Origin of the sequence: Aeromonas sp. 159 (genome assembly GCF_963862045.1) — a bacterium.
Classification (GTDB): Bacteria; Pseudomonadota; Gammaproteobacteria; order Enterobacterales; family Aeromonadaceae; genus Aeromonas; species Aeromonas veronii.
The window spans coordinates 52153-72333 of the sequence record NZ_CAWLMI010000017.1; the positions used below are offsets into that span (position 1 = coordinate 52153).

The 20181-nt window shown below is 57.6% G+C and carries 17 protein-coding genes; 10 read left to right on the plus strand and 7 right to left on the minus strand.

The window, feature by feature from the left end:
* Positions 1 to 59: 59 nt before the first annotated feature.
* The 5 genes from yfaE to ubiG all read right to left on the minus strand — a co-directional run bounded on the left by yfaE (position 60) and on the right by ubiG (position 5896).
* Positions 60 to 383: a class I ribonucleotide reductase maintenance protein YfaE gene (gene yfaE, locus AACR14_RS03535; RefSeq protein WP_019445144.1), complete on the minus strand. Its 324-nt coding sequence runs from the start codon at positions 381 to 383 to the stop codon at positions 60 to 62.
* Positions 380 to 1513 (minus strand): class Ia ribonucleoside-diphosphate reductase subunit beta, encoded by a 1134-nt coding sequence (nrdB, locus tag AACR14_RS03540; RefSeq protein WP_019445145.1) that lies wholly within the window; start codon positions 1511 to 1513, stop codon positions 380 to 382. Before nrdB ends, yfaE begins: the two co-directional genes overlap by 4 nt.
* Positions 1514 to 1593: 80 nt before the next feature.
* Positions 1594 to 3861, minus strand: a complete 2268-nt coding sequence (gene nrdA, locus AACR14_RS03545) for a class 1a ribonucleoside-diphosphate reductase subunit alpha (RefSeq protein WP_005352124.1) — start codon at positions 3859 to 3861, stop codon at positions 1594 to 1596.
* A 623-nt stretch (positions 3862 to 4484) separates the two neighbouring features.
* The gene (locus tag AACR14_RS03550; RefSeq protein ID WP_019445146.1) at positions 4485 to 5180 is read right to left on the minus strand and encodes an HAD family hydrolase; all 696 of its coding nucleotides are present in this window, start codon (positions 5178 to 5180) and stop codon (positions 4485 to 4487) included.
* Positions 5180 to 5896, minus strand: coding sequence for a bifunctional 2-polyprenyl-6-hydroxyphenol methylase/3-demethylubiquinol 3-O-methyltransferase UbiG (gene ubiG, locus AACR14_RS03555; RefSeq protein ID WP_019445147.1), 717 nt, complete (start codon positions 5894 to 5896; stop codon positions 5180 to 5182). The genes AACR14_RS03550 and ubiG overlap by 1 nt, the downstream gene beginning before the upstream one ends.
* Before the next feature lie 198 nt (positions 5897 to 6094).
* On the opposite strand from ubiG, the gene gyrA reads away from it, so the two are divergent.
* On the plus strand, positions 6095 to 8842 hold the full coding sequence (gyrA, locus tag AACR14_RS03560) for a DNA topoisomerase (ATP-hydrolyzing) subunit A (protein ID WP_019445148.1): 2748 nt from the start codon (positions 6095 to 6097) through the stop codon (positions 8840 to 8842).
* A 107-nt stretch (positions 8843 to 8949) separates the two neighbouring features.
* On the opposite strand, the gene AACR14_RS03565 is transcribed toward gyrA, so the two are convergent.
* A complete protein-coding gene (locus AACR14_RS03565) occupies positions 8950 to 10347 on the minus strand; it encodes an alpha-amylase family protein (RefSeq protein ID WP_041201819.1) in 1398 nt (465 codons plus the stop codon).
* 262 nt (positions 10348 to 10609) lie between these two features.
* Here AACR14_RS03565 and AACR14_RS03570 point away from each other — a divergent pair, with 262 nt between their 5' ends.
* Complete coding sequence (locus tag AACR14_RS03570) at positions 10610 to 10765, plus strand: hypothetical protein (RefSeq protein ID WP_019445149.1); 156 nt, start codon at positions 10610 to 10612, stop codon at positions 10763 to 10765.
* 159 nt (positions 10766 to 10924) lie between these two features.
* On the opposite strand, the gene AACR14_RS03575 is transcribed toward AACR14_RS03570, so the two are convergent.
* Positions 10925 to 11980: a PA0069 family radical SAM protein gene (locus AACR14_RS03575; RefSeq protein WP_019445150.1), complete on the minus strand. Its 1056-nt coding sequence runs from the start codon at positions 11978 to 11980 to the stop codon at positions 10925 to 10927.
* Between the two features lie 173 nt (positions 11981 to 12153).
* On the opposite strand from AACR14_RS03575, the gene AACR14_RS03580 reads away from it, so the two are divergent.
* From AACR14_RS03580 to ihfA, 8 genes are all read left to right on the plus strand, one after another.
* Positions 12154 to 12741 (plus strand): tetratricopeptide repeat protein, encoded by a 588-nt coding sequence (locus AACR14_RS03580; RefSeq protein ID WP_019445151.1) that lies wholly within the window; start codon positions 12154 to 12156, stop codon positions 12739 to 12741.
* A 232-nt stretch (positions 12742 to 12973) separates the two neighbouring features.
* On the plus strand, positions 12974 to 14902 hold the full coding sequence (gene thrS / locus AACR14_RS03585; RefSeq protein ID WP_005336690.1) for a threonine--tRNA ligase: 1929 nt from the start codon (positions 12974 to 12976) through the stop codon (positions 14900 to 14902).
* Positions 14903 to 14923: 21 nt separating this feature from the next.
* Positions 14924 to 15454, plus strand: coding sequence for a translation initiation factor IF-3 (infC, locus tag AACR14_RS03590; protein ID WP_196783562.1), 531 nt, complete (start codon positions 14924 to 14926; stop codon positions 15452 to 15454).
* Between the two features lie 86 nt (positions 15455 to 15540).
* Positions 15541 to 15738: a 50S ribosomal protein L35 gene (gene rpmI / locus AACR14_RS03595; protein WP_005336688.1), complete on the plus strand. Its 198-nt coding sequence runs from the start codon at positions 15541 to 15543 to the stop codon at positions 15736 to 15738.
* A gap of 15 nt (positions 15739 to 15753) precedes the next feature.
* Positions 15754 to 16110, plus strand: coding sequence for a 50S ribosomal protein L20 (gene rplT, locus AACR14_RS03600; protein WP_005336687.1), 357 nt, complete (start codon positions 15754 to 15756; stop codon positions 16108 to 16110).
* A 379-nt stretch (positions 16111 to 16489) separates the two neighbouring features.
* Entirely contained in the window at positions 16490 to 17473 is a 984-nt protein-coding gene (pheS, locus tag AACR14_RS03605; RefSeq protein ID WP_005336686.1) for a phenylalanine--tRNA ligase subunit alpha, read from the plus strand.
* Positions 17474 to 17485: 12 nt separating this feature from the next.
* Positions 17486 to 19873 carry a phenylalanine--tRNA ligase subunit beta gene (gene pheT / locus AACR14_RS03610; RefSeq protein WP_019445152.1) on the plus strand — a complete coding sequence of 796 codons (2388 nt, stop codon included), beginning with the start codon at positions 17486 to 17488 and terminating at the stop codon, positions 19871 to 19873.
* Positions 19874 to 19876: 3 nt separating this feature from the next.
* Positions 19877 to 20173, plus strand: a complete 297-nt coding sequence (ihfA, locus tag AACR14_RS03615) for an integration host factor subunit alpha (RefSeq protein WP_005300715.1) — start codon at positions 19877 to 19879, stop codon at positions 20171 to 20173.
* Positions 20174 to 20181: the final 8 nt, after the last annotated feature.

Genomic DNA, 20181 nt, shown 5'->3' on the forward strand with positions numbered 1-20181 from the left:
AGCCGCCGGATTGCTCCGGCGGCTTTCTATTTTGTGCGAGTTGCCAGTCTGTGGCTGCGTCAGCTCTTCTGGATATCCAGCCGGATGGCGCCGACCGGTTTGCAGCAGCAGGGGAGGCACTCCCCTTGGGCGACAAATGCCAGCGGCACCGCAGGATAGTGCACCTTGCCGGCTATCAGCGGAGTGCGGCAGGCGCCGCAATAGCCGCTGCGACACTGGAACTCCACATGATGACCATGGCGCTCCAGGGTCTCCAACACGCTTTCGCCGGGATGGGAGTGCAGCACGGCACCATCCCGGGTATGTACCCGTGGTGCCACGACCGCTTGCTGTTCGGCAGGCGCGTGCGGGGCAGGGGTCAGCGTGTTGGTGGCGTCACTCACAGCTCGAAATCACCCAGATCGTCGGCATTTACTTCGCTATCGATCTGACCCACCAGATAGGAACTTACCTCCACCTCTTGCGGGGCGACTTGCACGTTGTCGGAGGAGAGCCAGGTGTTGATCCAGGGGATCGGGTTCTGCTTGGTGCCGGCAAAGGCTGGCTGCAGACCGACGGCGGCCATCCGCAGGTTGGTGATGTACTCGACGTACTGGCAGAGGATGTCCTTGTTCAGGCCGATCATGGAGCCGCCCTGGAACAGGTACTCAGCCCACTCTTTCTCCTGAATGGCCGCCTCTTTGAACAGCTCGAAGCAGGCCTGTTCGCACTCGGCGGCGATCTCGGCCATCTCCGGGTCATCCTGACCGCTGCGCATCAGGTTCAGCATGTGCTGGGTACCGGTCAGGTGCAGTGCCTCATCGCGGGCGATCATTTTGATGATCTTGGCGTTGCCCTCCATCAGCTCGCGCTCGGCGAAGGCAAAGGAGCAGGCGAAGCTGACGTAGAAGCGGATCGCTTCCAGCGCGTTGACGCTCATCAGGCAGAGATAGAGCTTCTTCTTGAGCTCACGCAAGGTGATGGTCACCTCGCGGCCAGCAACGGTGTGGGTTCCTTCACCGTGCAGGTTGTAGAGGGCGGTCGCTTCGATAAGGTCGTCGTAGAAGTGGCTGATGGAGCCGGCGCGTTTGAGGATCTGCTCGTTGGTCACTATGTCGTCGAACACCTGGGCGGGGGTGTTGACGATGTTGCGGATGATATGGGTGTAGGAGCGAGAGTGGATGGTCTCGGAGAAGGCCCAGGTCTCGATCCAGGTTTCCAGCTCCGGAATGGAGACCAGCGGCAGCAGCGCCACGTTGGGGCTGCGACCCTGAATGGAGTCCAGCAGGGTCTGGTACTTCAGGTTGGAGATGAAGATGTGCTGCTCGTGGGGGGGCAGGGCCTGATAGTCGATGCGATCACGGGAGACATCCACCTCTTCCGGGCGCCAGAAGAAGGAGAGTTGCTTCTCGATCAGCCGCTCGAACACTTCGTGCTTTTGTTGATCATAACGGGCTACGTTGACCGATTGGCCAAAAAACATCGGCTCTTTGAGCTGGTCGTTTTGGGTTTGGCAGAAAGTTGAATAGGCCATGGTTACCAGAATATGTGAATAGAGAAAACAGGAGAGCGGGAGCTTGTCGCTCCCGCCCGGTTATCAGCTCTTGCCGTGACTTAGATTTTGCAAGCCCCGCCAGCGCAACCGTCATCTTGCAGATCGGTCTGGGCATCGTCCGCACCGTCACGGGTGTTGTGATAGTACAGGGTCTTGAGGCCGTATTTGTAGGCGGTCAGCAAGTCCTTGAGCAGCTGTTTCATCGGTACCTTGTTGCCTTCGAAACGGGCAGGGTCGTAGTTGGTGTTGGCGGAGATCGCCTGATCCACAAACTTCTGCATGATACCGACCAGCTGCAGGTAGCCGTCAACGCTCGGTTGCTTCCAGAGCAATTCGTATTGATCTTTCAGGCGATCATACTCGGGCACCACCTGTTTGAGAATGCCGTCTTTGGAGGCCTTGACCGACACCAGACCGCGTGGCGGCTCGATGCCGTTGGTGGCGTTGGAGATCTGGCTGGAGGTCTCGCTCGGCATCAGGGCGGTCAGGGTTGAGTTGCGCAAGCCCACGGACTTGATCTCTTCACGCAGGCTTTCCCAATCCAGATGCAGCGGCTCGTTGCACAGCGCATCCAGATCCTTCTTGTAGGTGTCGATGGGCAGGATGCCCTGGGCATAGGTGGTCTCGCCAAACAGCGGGCAGGGGCCGAACTCGCGGGCCAACTGCACAGAGGCTTTCAGCAGGTAGTACTGAATGGCCTCGAAGGTGCGGTGAGTCAGGGCCAGACCGGAGCCGTCGGAGTAACGGGCACCGTTTTTGGCCAGGTAGTAGGCGTAGTTGATGACGCCGATCCCCAGGGTGCGACGGCCCATGCTGCCCTTCTTGGCGGCGGCAATCGGGTAATCCTGATAGTCGAGCAGGGCATCGAGGGCTCGTACGGCCAGATCGGCCATCTCTTCCAGATCTTCCAGCTTCTCGATGGCACCCAGGTTGAAGGCGGAGAGGGTGCACAGGGCGATTTCGCCACTCTCGTCGTCGATGTTGTTGAGCGGCTTGGTCGGCAGCGCAATCTCGAGGCAGAGGTTGGACTGGCGTACCGGCGCCACGCTCGGGTCGAACGGGCTGTGGGTGTTGCAGTGATCGACGTTCTGAATGTAGATGCGACCGGTACCGGCACGCTCCTGCATCATCAGGGAGAAGAGGTCTACCGCTTTCAGGGTCTTCTTGCGAATGGCCGGATCCTGCTCGTACTTGACGTAGAGCTCTTCAAACTTGTCCTGATCGGCGAAGAAGGCATCGTACAGACCCGGCGCATCGGACGGGGAGAACAGGGTGATGTCACCGCCCTTGATTAGGCGCTGGTACATCAGCTTGTTGATCTGCACGCCGTAGTCCATGTGACGAACACGGTTCTCTTCCACGCCGCGGTTGTTCTTCAGCACCAGCAGGCTTTCCACTTCGGTGTGCCACAGCGGGTAGAACAGTGTGGCCGCACCGCCGCGCACGCCGCCCTGGGAGCAGCACTTCACGGCAGTCTGGAAGTATTTGTAGAAGGGGATGCAACCGGTGTGGAACGCTTCGCCACCACGGATGGGGCTGCCCAGACCGCGGATGCGCCCAGCGTTGATGCCGATACCGGCGCGCTGGGAAACGTAACGCACGATGGAGCTGGCGGTGGCGTTGATGGAGTCCAGGCTGTCGTCGCATTCGATCAGTACGCAGGAGCTGAACTGACGGGTCGGGGTGCGCACGCCGCTCATGATCGGGGTCGGCAGGGAGATCTTGAAGGTCGAGACCGCATCATAGAAGCGCTTGATGTAGTCCAGACGGGTATCTTTCGGATACTTGGAGAAGAGGCAGGCCGCAACCAGGATGTAGAGGAACTGCGGACTCTCGTAGATCTCGCCGGTGACGCGGTTCTGGACCAGATATTTGCCTTCCAGCTGTTTGACTGCCGCGTAGGAGAAATCCATGTCGCGCCAGTGATCCAGATGGGTGTTCAGCTCTTCGAATTCGGCCTGGGTGTAGTCTTCCAGCAGGTGCTTGTCGTATTTGCCCATGTCCACCAGACGAGCCACGTGCTGGTAGAGGTGGGGCGGTTCGAACTGGCCGTAGGCCTTCTTGCGCAGGTGGAAGATGGCCAGACGGGCTGCCATGTACTGGTAGTCCGGGGTCTGCTCGGAGATGAGGTCAGCCGTCGCCTTGATGATGGTTTCGTGAATGTCGGCGGTACGGATACCGTCATAGAACTGGATGTGGGATTTGAGCTCTACCTGGGAGACCGACACGTTGTCGAGCCCTTCGGCGGCCCAGTCCAGCACGCGGTGAATTTTATCCAGATCGATGGGTTCTTTGTGTCCGTTACGCTTCGTCACAAACAAGTTCATTGGCTGATGACCTTCAGTTGATTCCCGAAAAACCATCGCACAATGGCGCCACCCAGGCTCCGGCGGTGTGCGGGAGTTGGGTAGAGATTGTGCGATGAATCACAAGATGTAGTGTTATTTTAAGTTCGAGCTACAAGATAGTGAGGTCAGCCCGCCATTGCAATGTGTGGATAAGTGACGAGCTGTGGATAAATTGTGAGTCTTGCCCCATCAGTTAGTGACCGCTCACAGTGAGCGGGTTTTCATTCGTCCGCTCCGCTAAATGCAAGTCTCCCGATCGAAGATGGAAAATTTAAATAACTTTTTTTGCTTGCGAAACGGGGGGCTTTTTACTAGCAAACGGCGGCTGATTATCCCTTATGCAACAAGGGTCAAAAGCTGTCCAGTTGTCGTAGCCGCGGGTTCAGCGTGGCAAGGGCTTTGCATCAGATAACGGTGGTTTGTGGCCGTTTTGTGACGGCTGCGAGCTTGTCAAATGGGTATCCAACAGGCGGAAAGCTGCCTTTATTATCCATGAATAGGGGCGTGATGGTGGCGCAGGACGCAGGAGCGTAAAGGAAGAGATGCAAGGGGCGAAGAGTCTCTTCGCCCCGTTATCGCATATCAGCCGGTAAGGCTGCGCGTTACGCTTTGGCCGTCAACTCATAGCGCAGCCAGTGGTGCAGGGCCTGCACGGTATCAAAGTGCAGATCGGCGCCCCACTGGGCGGGATCTTCCTCATCATTGAGATAGCCCCAGCCAGCGACGGCGGTGCGCATGCCAGCATTGCGGCCTGCTTCGATATCCCGCACATGATCCCCCACATAGAGGCAGTGAGCCGCCTCGACCCCCAGCTTCTCACAGGCAAAGAACATGGGGGAGGGGTCGGGCTTGCGTACTGGCAGGGTATCGGCACTGACAGTGACGCCGCAGCTGGCAAGCTCTGGCAGGGCTGCCAGCAGCGGCTCGGTGAGAAAGCCCGGCTTGTTGGTGACGATACCCCAGGGGAGCTGTTTCTCGTCGAGCCACTCGATAAGATCCACCATTCCCTCATAGGGACGGGTACCGACGCAGAGATTGGCCGCGTAGTAGTCGAGCAGGGCATTGCGCAGGCGCGTGGCCCCCAGCTCTTCAAGCAGTTCATCGCCGAGGCCCGCTTTCAGCAGCCCGAGCGCTCCGTGGGAGGTGGTCTGACGAATGATGTCGTCAGAGAGCGGCGCAAAGCCTTCGCTGATCAGCACGTGGTTGACGGCGGCACCCAGATCCGGGGCTGTGTCGAGCAGGGTGCCATCCAGATCGAACAGCACACCGCGCAGGGGCAGAGGGTGAGAGGCGTTCATCAACCTTGCTCCGAGCGGACAAACTCCACCATATAGTTGACGTCGACATTCTTGCCGAGCTTGAAACTGTTGGAGAGCGGTGCATAGTGCACACCGCTCATATCCCGCACCAGCAGGCCAGCCGCTTCACCCATGCGACACAGTTCGGCCGGGGTGATGAATTTTTTGTGATCGTGGGTACCCTTGGGCACCATCTTCATCAGGTACTCGGCCCCGATGATCATCATCAGATAGGATTTGGGGCTGCGGTTGATGGTGGAGACGAACACCCGGCCGCCCGGGCGTACCAGAGTCGCGATGGCGCGCAACACGGAGGCGGGGTCCGGCACATGCTCCAGCATCTCCATGCAGGTGACCACGTCATACTGGCCCGGTACTTCGGCGGCATGGGCTTCGGCGGTGATCTGGCGATATTCGAGCTCGACACCCTGCTCCAGGGCGTGCAGGCGGGCGACGCCGAGGGGCTCCTTGCCCATGTCGATGCCGGTGACCCTGGCGCCACGGCGGGCCATGCTCTCGGAGAGGATGCCACCACCACACCCTATATCGAGCATGCGCTTGCCAAACAGACCGCCACTTTTGTCGGTGATCCAGTCAAGGCGTACCGGATTGATTTGATGCAGGGGTTTGAATTCACCTTCCATGTCCCACCAGCGGGAGGCGATGGCTTCAAACTTGGCGATTTCTGTCAGATCGACATTGGCATCACTGTTCATTTTTCGAAGATCCTGTGGCAGGGCGCCCGCTGCTGAGTCATGGGCGCAATCTATTGTCCTGGCGGGCATTATAACGGACGGACTTTGTCACACCAGCCCGATCTGATACCCGATTTGTGGCTTAAGGTATTTGGCTCAGTGTGTTACCATGTCGCGCTGTTTAAGCCAAAGAACAACTAATTAGGGATAAGGCTTTCTATGAGCGATCTGGCCAGAGAGATCACGCCGGTCAACATCGAAGAAGAGCTCAAGAGTTCCTATCTTGATTACGCCATGAGCGTGATCGTAGGACGAGCTCTGCCGGATGTGCGTGATGGCTTGAAACCGGTTCACCGCCGCGTTCTGTTTGCTATGAACGAGTTGGGGAACGACTGGAACAAGCCCTATAAAAAATCGGCCCGTGTGGTCGGTGACGTAATCGGTAAATATCACCCGCACGGCGATAGCGCTGTGTATGACACCATTGTCCGGATGGCGCAGGATTTCTCCATGCGTTACATGCTGGTCGATGGTCAGGGCAACTTCGGTTCAGTCGACGGCGACAGCGCCGCGGCGATGCGTTATACCGAAGTGCGGATGGCCCGCATCTCCCACGAGCTGCTGGCCGATCTGGACAAAGAGACCGTGGACTGGGTGCCGAACTATGACGGCACCGAGATGATCCCGGCTGTCATGCCTACCAAGGTTCCCAACCTGCTGGTCAACGGCTCCTCCGGTATCGCGGTGGGCATGGCGACCAACATTCCGCCTCACAACCTCACCGAGATTGTCAATGGCTGCCTGGCGCTGATCGAAAACGGCGACCTCACCATTGACGAGCTGATGACCTACATCACCGGCCCGGATTTCCCCACCGGCGGCATTATCAACGGTCGTTCCGGCATCGTGCAGGCGTACCGTACCGGTCGTGGCTCCATCTATGTGCGGGCCAAAGCTGAAGTGGAAGTGGACGAGAAGACCAGTCGCGAGACCATCATCGTTCACGAGATCCCCTATCAGGTGAACAAGGCTCGACTGATCGAGAAGATCGCCGAGCTGGTCAAAGAGAAGAAGATCGAGGGCATCAGTGCCCTGCGCGATGAGTCTGACAAAGACGGCATGCGCATCGTTATCGAGATCAAGCGCGGCGAGTCCGGCGAGATTGTGCTGAACAATCTCTACAAGCACACCCAGATGCAGACCACGTTCGGCATCAACATGGTGGCGCTCGATAACAACCAGCCCAAGGTGATGAACCTTAAAGAGATCCTGGATGCGTTCCTGCTGCACCGCCGTGAAGTGGTGACTCGCCGGACCGTGTTCGAACTGCGCAAGGCGCGGGATCGGGCGCATATTTTGGAAGGTCTGGCGGTTGCGCTGGCCAACATTGATCCCATCATCGAGCTGATCCGCCACAGCGCGACCCCGGCCGACGCGAAAGCGGGCCTGGTTGCCAAGGGCTGGGAACTTGGCAACGTGGCCGCCATGCTGGAAAAAGCGGGCGACGACGCGGCACGGCCAGAGTGGCTGGAACCCGAGTTCGGTATCCGTGAAGGCCAATACTTCCTGACCGAACAGCAAGCCCAGGCCATCCTTGACCTGCGTCTGCACAAGCTGACCGGCCTCGAGCACGAGAAGATCCTGGAAGAGTACCAATCTCTGCTGGATCTGATCGCCGAGCTGCTGCACATCCTGGCGAGCCCGGCTCGTCTGATGGAAGTGATCCGCGATGAACTGCTGGCTGTGCGTGAGCAGTATGGCGACGAGCGTCGCACCGAGATCAGCATGTCCAGTGCCGAGATCAACATCGAAGATCTGATCACCCCGGAAGACGTGGTGGTTACCCTGTCTCACCAGGGCTATGTGAAGTATCAGCCGCTCTCCGACTACGAGGCCCAGCGCCGTGGTGGTCGTGGCAAGTCGGCCACCCGGATCAAGGAAGAGGACTTTGTGGAGCGTCTGCTGGTGGCCAACACCCACGACACCATTCTGTGCTTCTCCACCCGTGGCAAGGTCTACTGGCTCAAGGTTTACCAGCTGCCGGAGGCGTCCCGTGGCGCCCGTGGTCGTCCGATCATCAACCTGCTGCCGCTGGAAGAGGGTGAGCGTATCACCGCTATCTTGCCGGTGAAGGAGTATGACGCCGAGAAGTATGTGTTCTTTGCCACCGCCAACGGTACCGTGAAGAAGACCAGTCTATCTGACTTCAGCCGTCCGCTCTCCTCCGGTATTCGTGCCATCAACCTCAAAGAGGGTGATGAGCTGATCGGGGTGGATATCACCGACGGCAGCAACGAGATCATGCTCTTCTCCGACGCGGGCAAAGTCGTTCGCTTCGCCGAAGGCAGCGGTCGCGCCGATGCGGATGTCAGCGATGAGGTCGAAACCGACGATGACGCCGGTAACGATGATGATGGCAGCGACAACGGCGAAGGCACCGAAAGCAAGGGTACCTTCAAGGGCGTGCGTCCCATGGGTCGTACCGCAGCCGGGGTGCGCGGCATCAAGCTGGGCGCCGGTGACAAGGTGGTTTCCCTCATCGTTCCGCGCGGCGAAGGTGCCATCCTCACCGCCACCGAGAACGGTTACGGCAAGCGGACTGCGTTGGCCGAATACCCGACCAAGAGCCGTGGTACCCAGGGCGTTATCTCCATCAAGGTGGATGAGCGCAATGGCAAGGTGATCGATGCGATCCAGGTCGAAGATACCGACCAGATCATGCTGATCACCAACGGCGGTACTCTGGTGCGTACCCGTGTTGCCGAGGTGAGCGTCATTGGCCGTAACACCGGCGGTGTACGTCTGATCCGTACCGGTGAAGACGAGACCGTGGTTGGCCTGCAGCGCATCGCCGAGAGCGACGAAGACGAGAACGACGCGCTGGCCGTTGACGGTGAGGTATCTGAAGGTACCGATACCGCGACCGGCACTGATGCGGTCGATGCTGGGGAAGCGGGCGACGAGTAATCGTCACCTGTTACCCGAGCAACGTCTCTGAGCAAAAAGAGCGACCCTGGTGGTCGCTCTTTTTATTTGTCTGCTTTTTATGACTCTCCGCTGATCTTACGGCTGGATCACTCCTGCAGCCACATTCTGGCGCTGCGGGCGGGAATGGCGACCCGTACCCACTGGCTCTGCACGTTGACCACGGCGCCTTGGTCGAGCACGTCACGATAGTTGCGATACCAGTTCATCTCGAATTTGGCGGTATCGAGCCAATACTCCTGCTCGTAGTCGCACTTGTTGATGCCGACCAGCCCCTGCTTGCCCCGTTTGAACAGCACAAAGCAGTCACCGCTGCCGACCAGCTGCATGGGGTGACCCTGCACCGCATTGTGGAAGCGGATCATCCCCTTGAGATCGGCGCGCTGGTAGTAATCCTGCCAGCGCAGTCCATCCTTGGCTTGAGTCTCGCCGTGATCCGAATAGACCAGCGGCGAGCCACCATCGCGGCCGAGCAGGTAGGCATAGGCCAGCTTCTCGTCAGTCTGGCTTAAGATCTGATAGCGGAAGCCGTCGTTGGTGGGGATGTCGTGGGTCACGGCAAAGGTGACGGCGCGACTGCCCGGCAGCGCCTGACCATAGGCGCCCGGATCCGCCAGCAGGTTCATGCTGCCACCGTAACTGAAGGCACCGCGCAGGGAGGCAAACAGCGGAAAGTCATAGGCTCCCTGGCCGCTGCTGTCGAGGTAGGGTTTGAGGAAGCGCTCGTAATCGGTGCTGCCTGCGCCCCCTGTGGTGATCACCTCGCCAAAGACATGCATCCCCTGTTTGATTTCGGGGGTGAAGATGGCATTGATCTGGTAATCGTTCATGTGCTTGACCGCATCGACCCTAAAACCCTTGATCCCCATCCCCTTGAGTGCCTTGAGATAGGCCTGTTGCTGGCTTACCACCCAGTTATTGGGATCCAGATCAGGCAGCCCCTTGTCACCGGCACCACCACAGAGTCGCCAATACTGGACATGACCCGGATCGCTCCAGTCGCTGATGCACCCTTCGGGATGAAAATCCTGACCGGAGAGGAAGTTTTGCCCCAGATCGCCAAACAGTTTCTGGCGCTCGAAATAGGCCGGGTTGCTGGCGTAGCTTTGCAGCAGCTCGTTGCCAGGATAGTTGAGATCGCTGCGTTTCCAGCTTTCGTTGGCCATGTGGTTGAGCACCACATCGGCATAGACGGCGATACCCCGCGCCTTCATGGCGGCGATCAGCTGCTCGAGATCCTGCTTGTTGCCAAGAGGGGAGTCGACAAGACGCAGATCCTGCGGCTGGTAACGAGCCCACCACTCGTTGCCTGATGACTTGAGAGGCGGCGAGATGAGTACCTGTTTGTAACCGGCCGACTTGATAAGGTCGGCTTTGGCGGTCACTTCACTGTACTTCCAGTTGAAGGCGTGCAGTATGACGTCGGCGTGCGCCAAGGGGGCGATCAGCATGCCTGCGATCGCCCATATTCCCGCTGTGTGTTTCATTATTGTGTCTCTGTTTTTATAGATGCCTGAATGGGCAAGCCAGCTTTGGCGGGAACAGAGTGAGCTGCAATCCACAACCTGCAGATTTGTGACCGCTTTCAGGATGATTTCGCCGAATATGTGAACTGTTTCGGCTTTTCCTCACCACCGCCAGTTGCCTTTTTACAAGTGATTTTTTTGTCATTTCCCTGTCATTCCCTGCCGCTATCCTGCCAGGCGAGTGGTGCGTTGTTGCCATCACCTTCACCGTCAGGAGCTGCATATGACCAGTTGGATCACGTGGGAAATTTGGTGGAGCCGGGTATGGGGCGAGTCAGAGGTGGCGCAGTATGAAGAGGATGAGCACGAAGTGGCTCATGAACCCTCGCGACTACCGGTTGAAATGGTGCAACAGGGTCGGGATCAGCGCGCAGGCTAAGGCGTTAGCCCTCTCTTTAGCGGGTAGCGCTTTCTTGTCGCGACATGGCTACTTCGTTGGAAAATTCTGAAAAGCGGGGTTTCCACAGGATGTGTTGCGGCAGGCCTTCCTCTCAACCTCTTGGCACGCCTGATGTGTGAAGGGCGTGAGCAGGGGGATTTAGAAGAGCGACAGCTGCTCCCCGGGGCGGATAAACCCATCCAGCCTGAGCTGAATATGGCGTTTGCCCAGATCAAGGCGCTTGCTGATAAGGCGAAAGCGCTGGGCCAGCAGATCGGCAAAGAGCCCCTCACCGCGCATGCGGGTGCCGAAGGCGGTACTGTTGAGCCCGCCACCGCGGCTGGCTCGCAACTGATTCAAAATAGCCTCCTTCTGGCCCGGATAGTGGGTATCGAGCCAGTCCCCAAATAGCGGCGCCAACTCGTGGGGCAGCCGCAGCAGGATATAATCGGCGCAGCTGGCGCCAGCCTCGGCGGCCGATTTGATGATCTGCTCCAGCTCCGGTTCATTGAGCCGCGGGATCATGGGGGCGGCCAGAACCCCCACCTGCACGCCAGCGTTGGCCAGCTTCTCGATCACTTTCAAGCGGCCGGCACCCGTGCTGGCGCGGGGCTCCAGCTGTCGTCGCAGGGTTTCGTTCAAGGTCGTCACCGACACCATCACCTGACACAGTCCCTCTCTGGCCAGCTCGGTCAACAGATCGAGGTCGCGCAAGATCATGGCGCTCTTGGTAATGAGCCCGACCGGATGGCGGTGGGCAAGCATCACTTCCAGCAACTGCCGGGTGAGGCGATAGCGCTGCTCGATGGGTTGATAGGGGTCGGTATTGGCGCCAATGAAGATGGTCTGTGGCTGATAGGCCGGTTTGGCAAACTCCCGGCGCAGCAGGTCGGCTGCATTGCGTTTGGCAAACAGCTTGCTCTCGAAATCGAGACCGGGGGAGAGCTCCAGATAGGCGTGGCTGGGTCTGGCATAGCAGTAGATGCAGCCGTGTTCGCACCCCTGATAGGGGTTGATGGAGCGACCAAAGGGGACATCCGGCGAGCTGTTGTAGCTGATGATGCTGCGTGCATCGATCTCCCGCACCTCGGTGCCAGGCACAGAAGGAGTGAAGGTGGCATCCCAATCGGACGATTGCCAGCCGTCATCAACCGCTTCGACAAGGGGGCCGCTAAAACGGTGATCGATATTGTGGGGGCTGCCTCGTCCTGCCATGGTGTGCACCGATACTGTTTATACATACAGTTATTTTGCAGGTGCTCCGGATAAATGACAACAACTGCTGATCGAGCGGGTGCAAAAAGGGTTGTCGTAGGGATCTCTTGCTTGATCGCAACGCTACATTTCGTTTACATAGACGAAATGAGAACTGGATCACGGAAATCATCATGCGCCCCACCATTTCCCGTTGGCTATTTATCGGTCTGATTGCGCTGGTTATCTGGCGTCTGCTTCCGCTCTCCACCGAGCAGGAGATGGCTGCTGCCAACCGTGCCTGGCGTACCGGTCATTTCGATGAGGCGACCCGGATCTGGTCGCCACTGGCCGATCAAGGCCAACCTCGGGCGCAAGCCTTGATGGGCTGGAGCCATGAAGTGGGGCAGGGGAGCGAGCAGGATATCAGCCGGGCCATCACGCTCTATCGTAATTCGGCGCTGGCAGGGGATCCCTTCGGCCAATATCGGCTGGCAGAGCTCTATCTGCGCGGTGTCGGGGTCAAGCGAGATCTGCGCCAAGCCTTTCACTGGATGGATCAGGCTGCCCGTAATGGTGATGTCCCGGCCATGCTGAAAGTCGGTGTGCTTCATCTGATGGGGGTCAGCGGCAGGGTCGATCTGCCTCAGGCGAAACAGTGGCTCTATCAGGCGGCACAAAAGGGCAACAAGCTGGCGCTTCAGGTGCTGCAAGAGCTGGCGCTGGCCGAGGAGGGGAGCAGTGACTTTGACTTCAACTGGCAATCTCTGCTTGGTGAATAGTCGGCAGGCGACTCATTTGACTGTAGAAAATATCTGCAAATCCGATACAGCACGCCCGACTTCTGGTAGCATGGGGCCGTTTTGGCTTGGTTTGTCACGTTAGACATGTGGTTTACGTGTCAGGCCGTCTTCGCAAAGTGCTGTGGAGAACCAAAACATCACCTTTTTGAATCTCTTTTCCATCCCGCATGTGACCTTTGGTAGGGGTCACCACTGTATAAGGAAACACATAATGCCAATCATTACTCTGCCTGACGGCAGCCAACGTCAATTTGCCCACTCTGTTTCCGTCATGGATGTGGCTGCGGACATCGGTCCCGGTCTCGCCAAGGCGTGCATTGCCGGTCGGGTAAACGGTGAACTGGTGGATGCGTGCGAGCTGATCGAAGCCGATGCTGCGCTGGCCATCATCACCGCCAAAGACGAAGAAGGTCTGGACATCCTGCGCCACTCCTGCGCCCACTTGCTGGGTCATGCTATCAAGCAACTTTGGCCCCAGACCAAGATGGCCATCGGTCCTGTCATCGACAACGGCTTCTACTATGACGTTGATCTTGACCGTACCCTGACCGATGAAGATCTGGCTGCCCTGGAAGAGCGCATGCTGGCGCTGGTAGCCAAGGATTACGACGTCATCAAGAAGAAAGTCTCCTGGCAAGAAGCGCGCGATGTATTCGAGGCGCGCGGCGAGTCTTACAAAGTCGAAATCCTGGATCAGAACATTGCCCGTGATGACCAGCCAGGTCTCTATCATCATGAAGAGTACATCGACATGTGTCGCGGCCCGCACGTGCCCAACATGCGTCACTGCCACCACTTCAAGTTGCTGAAGATGTCCGGCGCCTACTGGCGCGGTGACTCCAACAACAAGATGCTGCAGCGTATCTACGGTACTGCCTGGGCTGACAAGAAGCAGCTCAAGGCCTATCTGCAGCGTCTGGAAGAGGCCGCCAAGCGCGACCACCGCAAGATCGGCAAGCAGCTCGACCTGTATCACATGCAGGAAGAAGCACCCGGTATGGTGTTCTGGCACAACGATGGCTGGACCATCTTCCGCGAGCTGGAAACCTTCATCCGCGGCAAGCTCAAAGAGTACGACTATCAGGAAGTGAAAGGTCCGTTCATGATGGACCGCGTCCTGTGGGAGCGTTCAGGTCACTGGGAGAAATATGCCCAGGCCATGTTCACCACCCAGTCCGAGAACCGCGAGTACGCCATCAAGCCGATGAACTGCCCGGGTCACGTTCAGATCTTCAACCAGGGTCTGAAATCCTACCGCGATCTGCCGCTGCGGATGGCCGAGTTTGGCTCTTGCCACCGCAACGAACCGTCCGGTTCCCTGCACGGTCTGATGCGGGTGCGCGGCTTCACTCAGGATGACGCTCACATCTTCTGTACCGAAGAGCAGATCATGGAAGAGGTCTCCGGCTGTATTCGTATGGTCTATGACGTCTACGGTACCTTTGGCTTCGAGAACATCGTGGTCAAGCTCTCCACTCGTCCCGAGCAGCGTATCGGCTCCGACGAGATGTGGGATCGAGCCGAGAAAGCTCTGGCCGAAGCGCTGGAGCTCAACGGTCTGAAGTACGATCTGCAGCCGGGTGAAGGGGCGTTCTACGGTCCCAAAATTGAATTTACCCTGCACGATTGCCTTGATCGTGCGTGGCAATGTGGTACCGTGCAGCTCGACTTTGCCCTGCCTGGTCGTCTGGGTGCCACTTATGTGGGCGAAAACAACGATCGCCATGTACCCGTGATGATCCATCGGGCCATCCTGGGTTCTATCGAGCGCTTCATCGGTATTCTGACTGAAGAGTACGCCGGTCTGTTCCCGACCTGGTTGGCACCGACTCAGGCTGTGGTCATGAATATCACGGACAATCAGGCCGATTATGCGGTGAAAGTAGCCAAAGCATTGAATGATGCGGGCCTTCGCGCAAAAGCGGACTTGAGAAATGAGAAGATTGGCTTTAAAATCCGCGAGCATACTTTGAAGCGAGTACCTTTCATGCTGGTCTGCGGCGATAAAGAAGTTGAAGCCGGTAAGATTGCAGTACGGACTCGTAAAGGGGCTGACCTGGGCACTTATCCTGTTGAAGAGTTCATCGCTCTGTTGACCCAGGAAGTGCAGACCCGCGGACAAAAGAAAGTGGAGGAATAAGCTATAAAAGGCGGAAAAAAACTGGGCAAGCAACCGCAAGCCCGCGCTCACCGGATCAATGAAGAGATCCGTCTGAAAGAAGTTCGTCTGACTGGTCTGGATGGTGAAGCCATTGGCATCACCTCCATTCAGGATGCTCTGAACTTGGCCGCAGAGGCCGGAGTTGATCTGGTAGAGATCAGTCCAAATGCTGAGCCGCCCGTTTGCCGGATCATGGATTACGGCAAATTCCTCTACGAAAAGAGCAAAACAACCAAAGAACAGAAGAAAAAGCAGAAAGTCGTCCAGGTTAAGGAAATCAAATTCCGTCCTGGCACTGACGAAGGCGACTATCAGGTAAAACTACGCAACCTGGTTCGCTTTCTGGAAGACGGGGACAAGGCTAAGGTCACCCTGCGCTTCCGTGGTCGTGAAATGGCCCACCAGGATCTTGGTATCAAGGTTCTCGAGCGCGTCAAGAACGATCTGGAAGAGTTGGCCGTAGTCGAATCGTTCCCGAAAGTCGAAGGCCGTCAAGCTGTGATGGTCCTCGCACCTAAGAAGAAATCTTAAGGCCCACAAGAAATTGACTCATGGGGCTTGCCCCACGAGTTGGTTCGCCTTGCGATTTTGTTGTCACTCACAATGCGGAGTATGAAATGCCGAAGATGAAAACCAACCGGGGTGCTGCAAAGCGCTTCAAGAAGACTGGCTCGGGTCGCTTCAAGTGCAAGCACAACCACCTGCGTCACATCCTGACCAAGAAGAGCAGCAAGCGTAAGCGTCAGCTGGGACCGAAATTTATGGTTTCTGCTGCCGACCACAAACGTGTTGTCGCTTGTCTGCCGTACGCATAAGGGGGGATGTGAAAAATGCCAAGAGTTAAACGTGGTGTGACTGCTCGAGCTCGTCACAAGAAAGTAATGAAAGCCGCCAAAGGTTACTACGGCGCCCGTTCCCGTGTTTACCGCGTAGCGGTACAAGCGGTAACCAAAGCTGGTCAGTATGCCTACCGTGACCGTCGCCAGAAAAAGCGTCAGTTCCGTCAGCTGTGGATTGCGCGTATCAACGCTGCAGCCCGTCAGAACGGTCTGTCCTACAGCCGTCTGATCAACGGTCTGAAGAAGGCTTCTATCGAGATCGATCGCAAGATCCTGTCCGATATCGCTGTTCACGACAAAATGGCTTTCACCGCCCTGGTTGAAAAAGCTAAAGCAGCTCTGGTTTAATCCAGTTCTGTTATAAACGCTAAAAGGAGGCTCAGGCCTCCTTTTTTGTATCTGTCATTCACGTTTTTACATCACTTTTTCCTTTCTCTCGTCCATATTCTGTCCACTGTTTTACACGCGCTACATATTTCTCCACATAAGGTGATATGTGCGAGATGACCGATTCTACAACCGCTTTATATGCCAACAAACTGGATGTTTGTTCCACTATTTAAGGAGTTGCGGTGAACCGATAAGACTCGCTTGATATAACAAAATGATTTGTAGGGAGAAAAGCCCACCTTAACTATGGTCAGCGAAGGGGCTTTTTTTGTATTATTCCCCTCTTGACCTTATTTAGCCTAAAGGCTCCTGTACCGGGAGTGGTGACGAGGAAGACATGCAACAGCTTGAAGAAGTAGTCGGCCAAGCCAGAGCCGAAATTGAGGGCGTGAGCGATATCGCTACCCTCGACGAAATCCGGGTCAAATATCTGGGTAAAAAGGGCTTTTTTACCGAGCAGATGAAGGGCCTGGGTGCCTTGTCTGCCGAAGAGCGTCCCGCCGCGGGCGCCGTGATCAACCAGGCCAAACAGCAGGTTCAGGATGCGCTGAACGAGCGTCGTGAAGCGCTCGAAGTCGCCGTGCTGAACCAGAAGCTGGCTGCCGAGACTATCGACGTCAGCCTGCCGGGTCGCCGCATCGAGAATGGCGGTCTGCATCCTGTAACCCGCACCATCGAGCGCATCGAGCGCCTGTTTGGCGAGATGGGCTTCAAGGTTGCCCGTGGTCCCGAGATTGAAGATGGCTTCCACAACTTCGATGCGCTGAACATTCCGGCTCATCACCCGGCGCGTACCGATCACGATACCTTCTACTTCAATCCTGATCTGATGCTGCGTACCCACACCTCGGGCGTGCAGATCCGTACCATGGAGCATCAGCAGCCGCCGATCCGCATCATTGCACCGGGCCGCGTCTATCGTAACGACTACGACATGACCCACACCCCGATGTTCCATCAGGTTGAAGGTCTACTGGTTGACGAGCATGCCAGCTTTACCGAGCTGAAGGGCATCCTGCACGACTTCCTGCGCAACTACTTCGAGGAAGACCTGACCATTCGCTTCCGTCCTTCCTACTTCCCGTTCACCGAGCCGAGCGCCGAAGTAGACGTGATGGGCAAGAACGGCAAGTGGCTGGAAGTGCTGGGCTGCGGCATGGTGCACCCGAACGTACTGCGTTCGGTCGGCATCGATCCGGAAAAATACTCCGGTTTTGCCTTCGGCATGGGCGTTGAGCGCCTGACCATGCTGCGTTACGGGGTCAACGACCTGCGTGCCTTCTTCGAAAACGACCTGCGCTTCCTCAAGCAGTTCAAGTAAGGGCGAGAGAACATGAAATTCAGTAAATCCTGGGTGATGGAGTGGGTCCGCACCGAGTTGAGTGACAACGCACTGGCCGAGCAGATCACCATGGCCGGTCTGGAAGTGGACGCCGTGGAAGCGGTTGCTGGCCAGTTCAACAATGTGGTGGTGGGTGAAGTGGTCGAGTGCGCCCAGCATCCGGACGCCGACAAGCTGCGGGTGACCAAGGTCAACGTGGGTGAAGCCGAGCTGCTGGACATCGTCTGTGGCGCGCCGAACTGCCGTCAGGGCTTGAAAGTGTGTGTGGCCAAAGTAGGGGCGACCCTGCCGGGTGATTTCACCATCAAGAAAGCCAAGCTGCGTGGCCAGCCGTCTCACGGCATGCTTTGCTCTTTCAGCGAGCTGGGTATCGACGTTGAAGCTGATGGCATCATTGAGCTGCCGGCCGATGCCCCCATCGGTACCGATATTCGCGACTACCTCAATCTGAACGACGTATCCATCGATGTGGATCTGACTCCGAACCGTGCCGATTGCCTCGGTATCGCCGGTCTGGCTCGTGAAATTGGCGTGCTCAACAGCGTGGACGTGGTCGAGCCGACCTGGGCGCCGGCTGTTGCCACCATTGACGCGACTTTTCCGATCCGGGTTGAAGCAACCGCCGATTGCCCCCGTTATCTGGGTCGCGTCATCAAGGGGCTGAACCTGCAGGCCCAGAGCCCGCTCTGGATGCAAGAGAAGCTGCGCCGTGGCGGCATTCGTTCCATCGACGCCATCGTCGACATCACCAACTACCTGCTGCTGGAATACGGTCAGCCGATGCACGCCTTCGATCTGGCTACCCTGGAAGGGGAACTGGTGGTGCGTCGCGCCCACGCCGATGAGCCGATGACCCTGCTCGACGGCAACGAAGTGAAGCTCAAAGAGACCACCCTGGTGATTGCCGATGCCAAAGGTCCTGCCTGTATGGCCGGTATCTTCGGTGGTAACCGCACCGGTGTATCCGAGACCACCACCGACATCCTGCTGGAGTGCGCCTTCTTCGCGCCGCTCTCCATCACAGGCCGTGCCCGTACTTACGGTCTGCACACCGACTCCTCCCACCGCTTCGAGCGCGGGGTGGATCCGCAGCTGCAAGCCAAGGTGATGGACCGTGCAACTCGCCTGCTGCTGGACATCTGCGGCGGCGAAGCGGGTCCGGTCATCGAGGTCAAATCCGATGCCCATCTGCCGAAAGCGGCTCCCATCAAGCTGCGTCGCAGCAAGCTCGACAAGGTGATCGGTATCAGCGTGGCTGACGCTCAGGTGGTCGAGATCCTGACTCGCCTTGGCATGCAGGTTACTGTGGATGCTGACTGTTGGACTGCGCTGGCACCCTCCTGGCGTTTCGATATCGCCATCGAGGAAGACCTCATCGAGGAAGTGGCTCGCATCTACGGCTACAACAACATCCCGAACCTGAAACCCGCCGCCTCTCTGGCGATGGTGGAGCAGGCAGAAGGGCAGGTGACCTTGAAGCGCGTACGCGACCTGCTGGTTGACCGCGGTTTCCAGGAAGCGATCACCTATAGCTTCGTTGATCCCAAGACCCAGCAAACCCTGTTCCCGCAGAGCGATGCCATCGTGCTGCCGAACCCGATCTCGGTCGAGATGTCCGCCATGCGGGTCTCTCTGTTCCCGGGTTTGGTGCAGGCTGTCGTTTACAATCAGAACCGTCAGCAGCCGCGGGTGCGTCTGTTCGAACAGGGTCTGCGTTTCATCAAGGATGAAAGCGCCGAGAATGGCATCCGTCAGGAGCCGATGCTGGCCGGTATCATCACTGGCAACCAGAGCGACGAGCACTGGGATATCAAAACCCGCGCAGCCGACTTCTTTGATTTGAAAGGGGATCTGGAAGCGGTGCTGGACTTGACCGCCGAAGGGGCCACCTTTACCTTCGAGCGCACCGAGCACAGCGCCCTGCACCCGGGCCAGAGCGCAGCCATCCTGCGCAATGGCGAGATCATCGGCCACATCGGCGTGATCCACCCGAGCCTCGAGAAGAAGCTGGGCCTCAAGAGCCGCGCGGTGATGTTTGAGCTGGAGCTGGACAAGCTGACCCCGGCCAAGGTGCCTGTGGCTGCCGAAGTTTCCAAGTTCCCGGCGAACCGTCGCGACATTGCCGTCGTGGTCGATCGTCAGGTTCTGGCAGGTGATGTGCTTGCGGTAATTAAAAAAGTTGGCGGAAATCAGGTAGTTGGAATAAACTTGTTTGACGTATACCAGGGTGCTGGTATGGCAGAGGACAAGAAGAGCCTGGCCATCAGTCTTGTATTGCAAGACACCCAGCGCACCCTGGAGGAGAAAGAGATTGCCGAGACCGTAGACAATGTCGTGCGGGCCCTTGGTGAAGAGTTGAATGCATCCTTGAGGGATTGATCTATGGCGCTTACCAAAGCCGACATTGCAGAGCACCTGTTCACCCAGCTCGGGATGAGCAAGCGTGAAGCCAAAGATATGGTGGAAGCCTTCTTTGAGGAAATCCGACAGGCGCTTGAGCGTGGTGAACAAGTCAAGATTTCAGGCTTCGGTAACTTTGACCTTCGTGAGAAGAATCAGCGTCCCGGACGCAACCCCAAGACGGGCGAGGATATTCCTATCAGCGCCCGCCGCGTGGTGACCTTCCGGCCTGGCCAGAAGCTCAAGGCCAGGGTAGAAAATGTTGAACCCAACGAGTGATAAAAAGC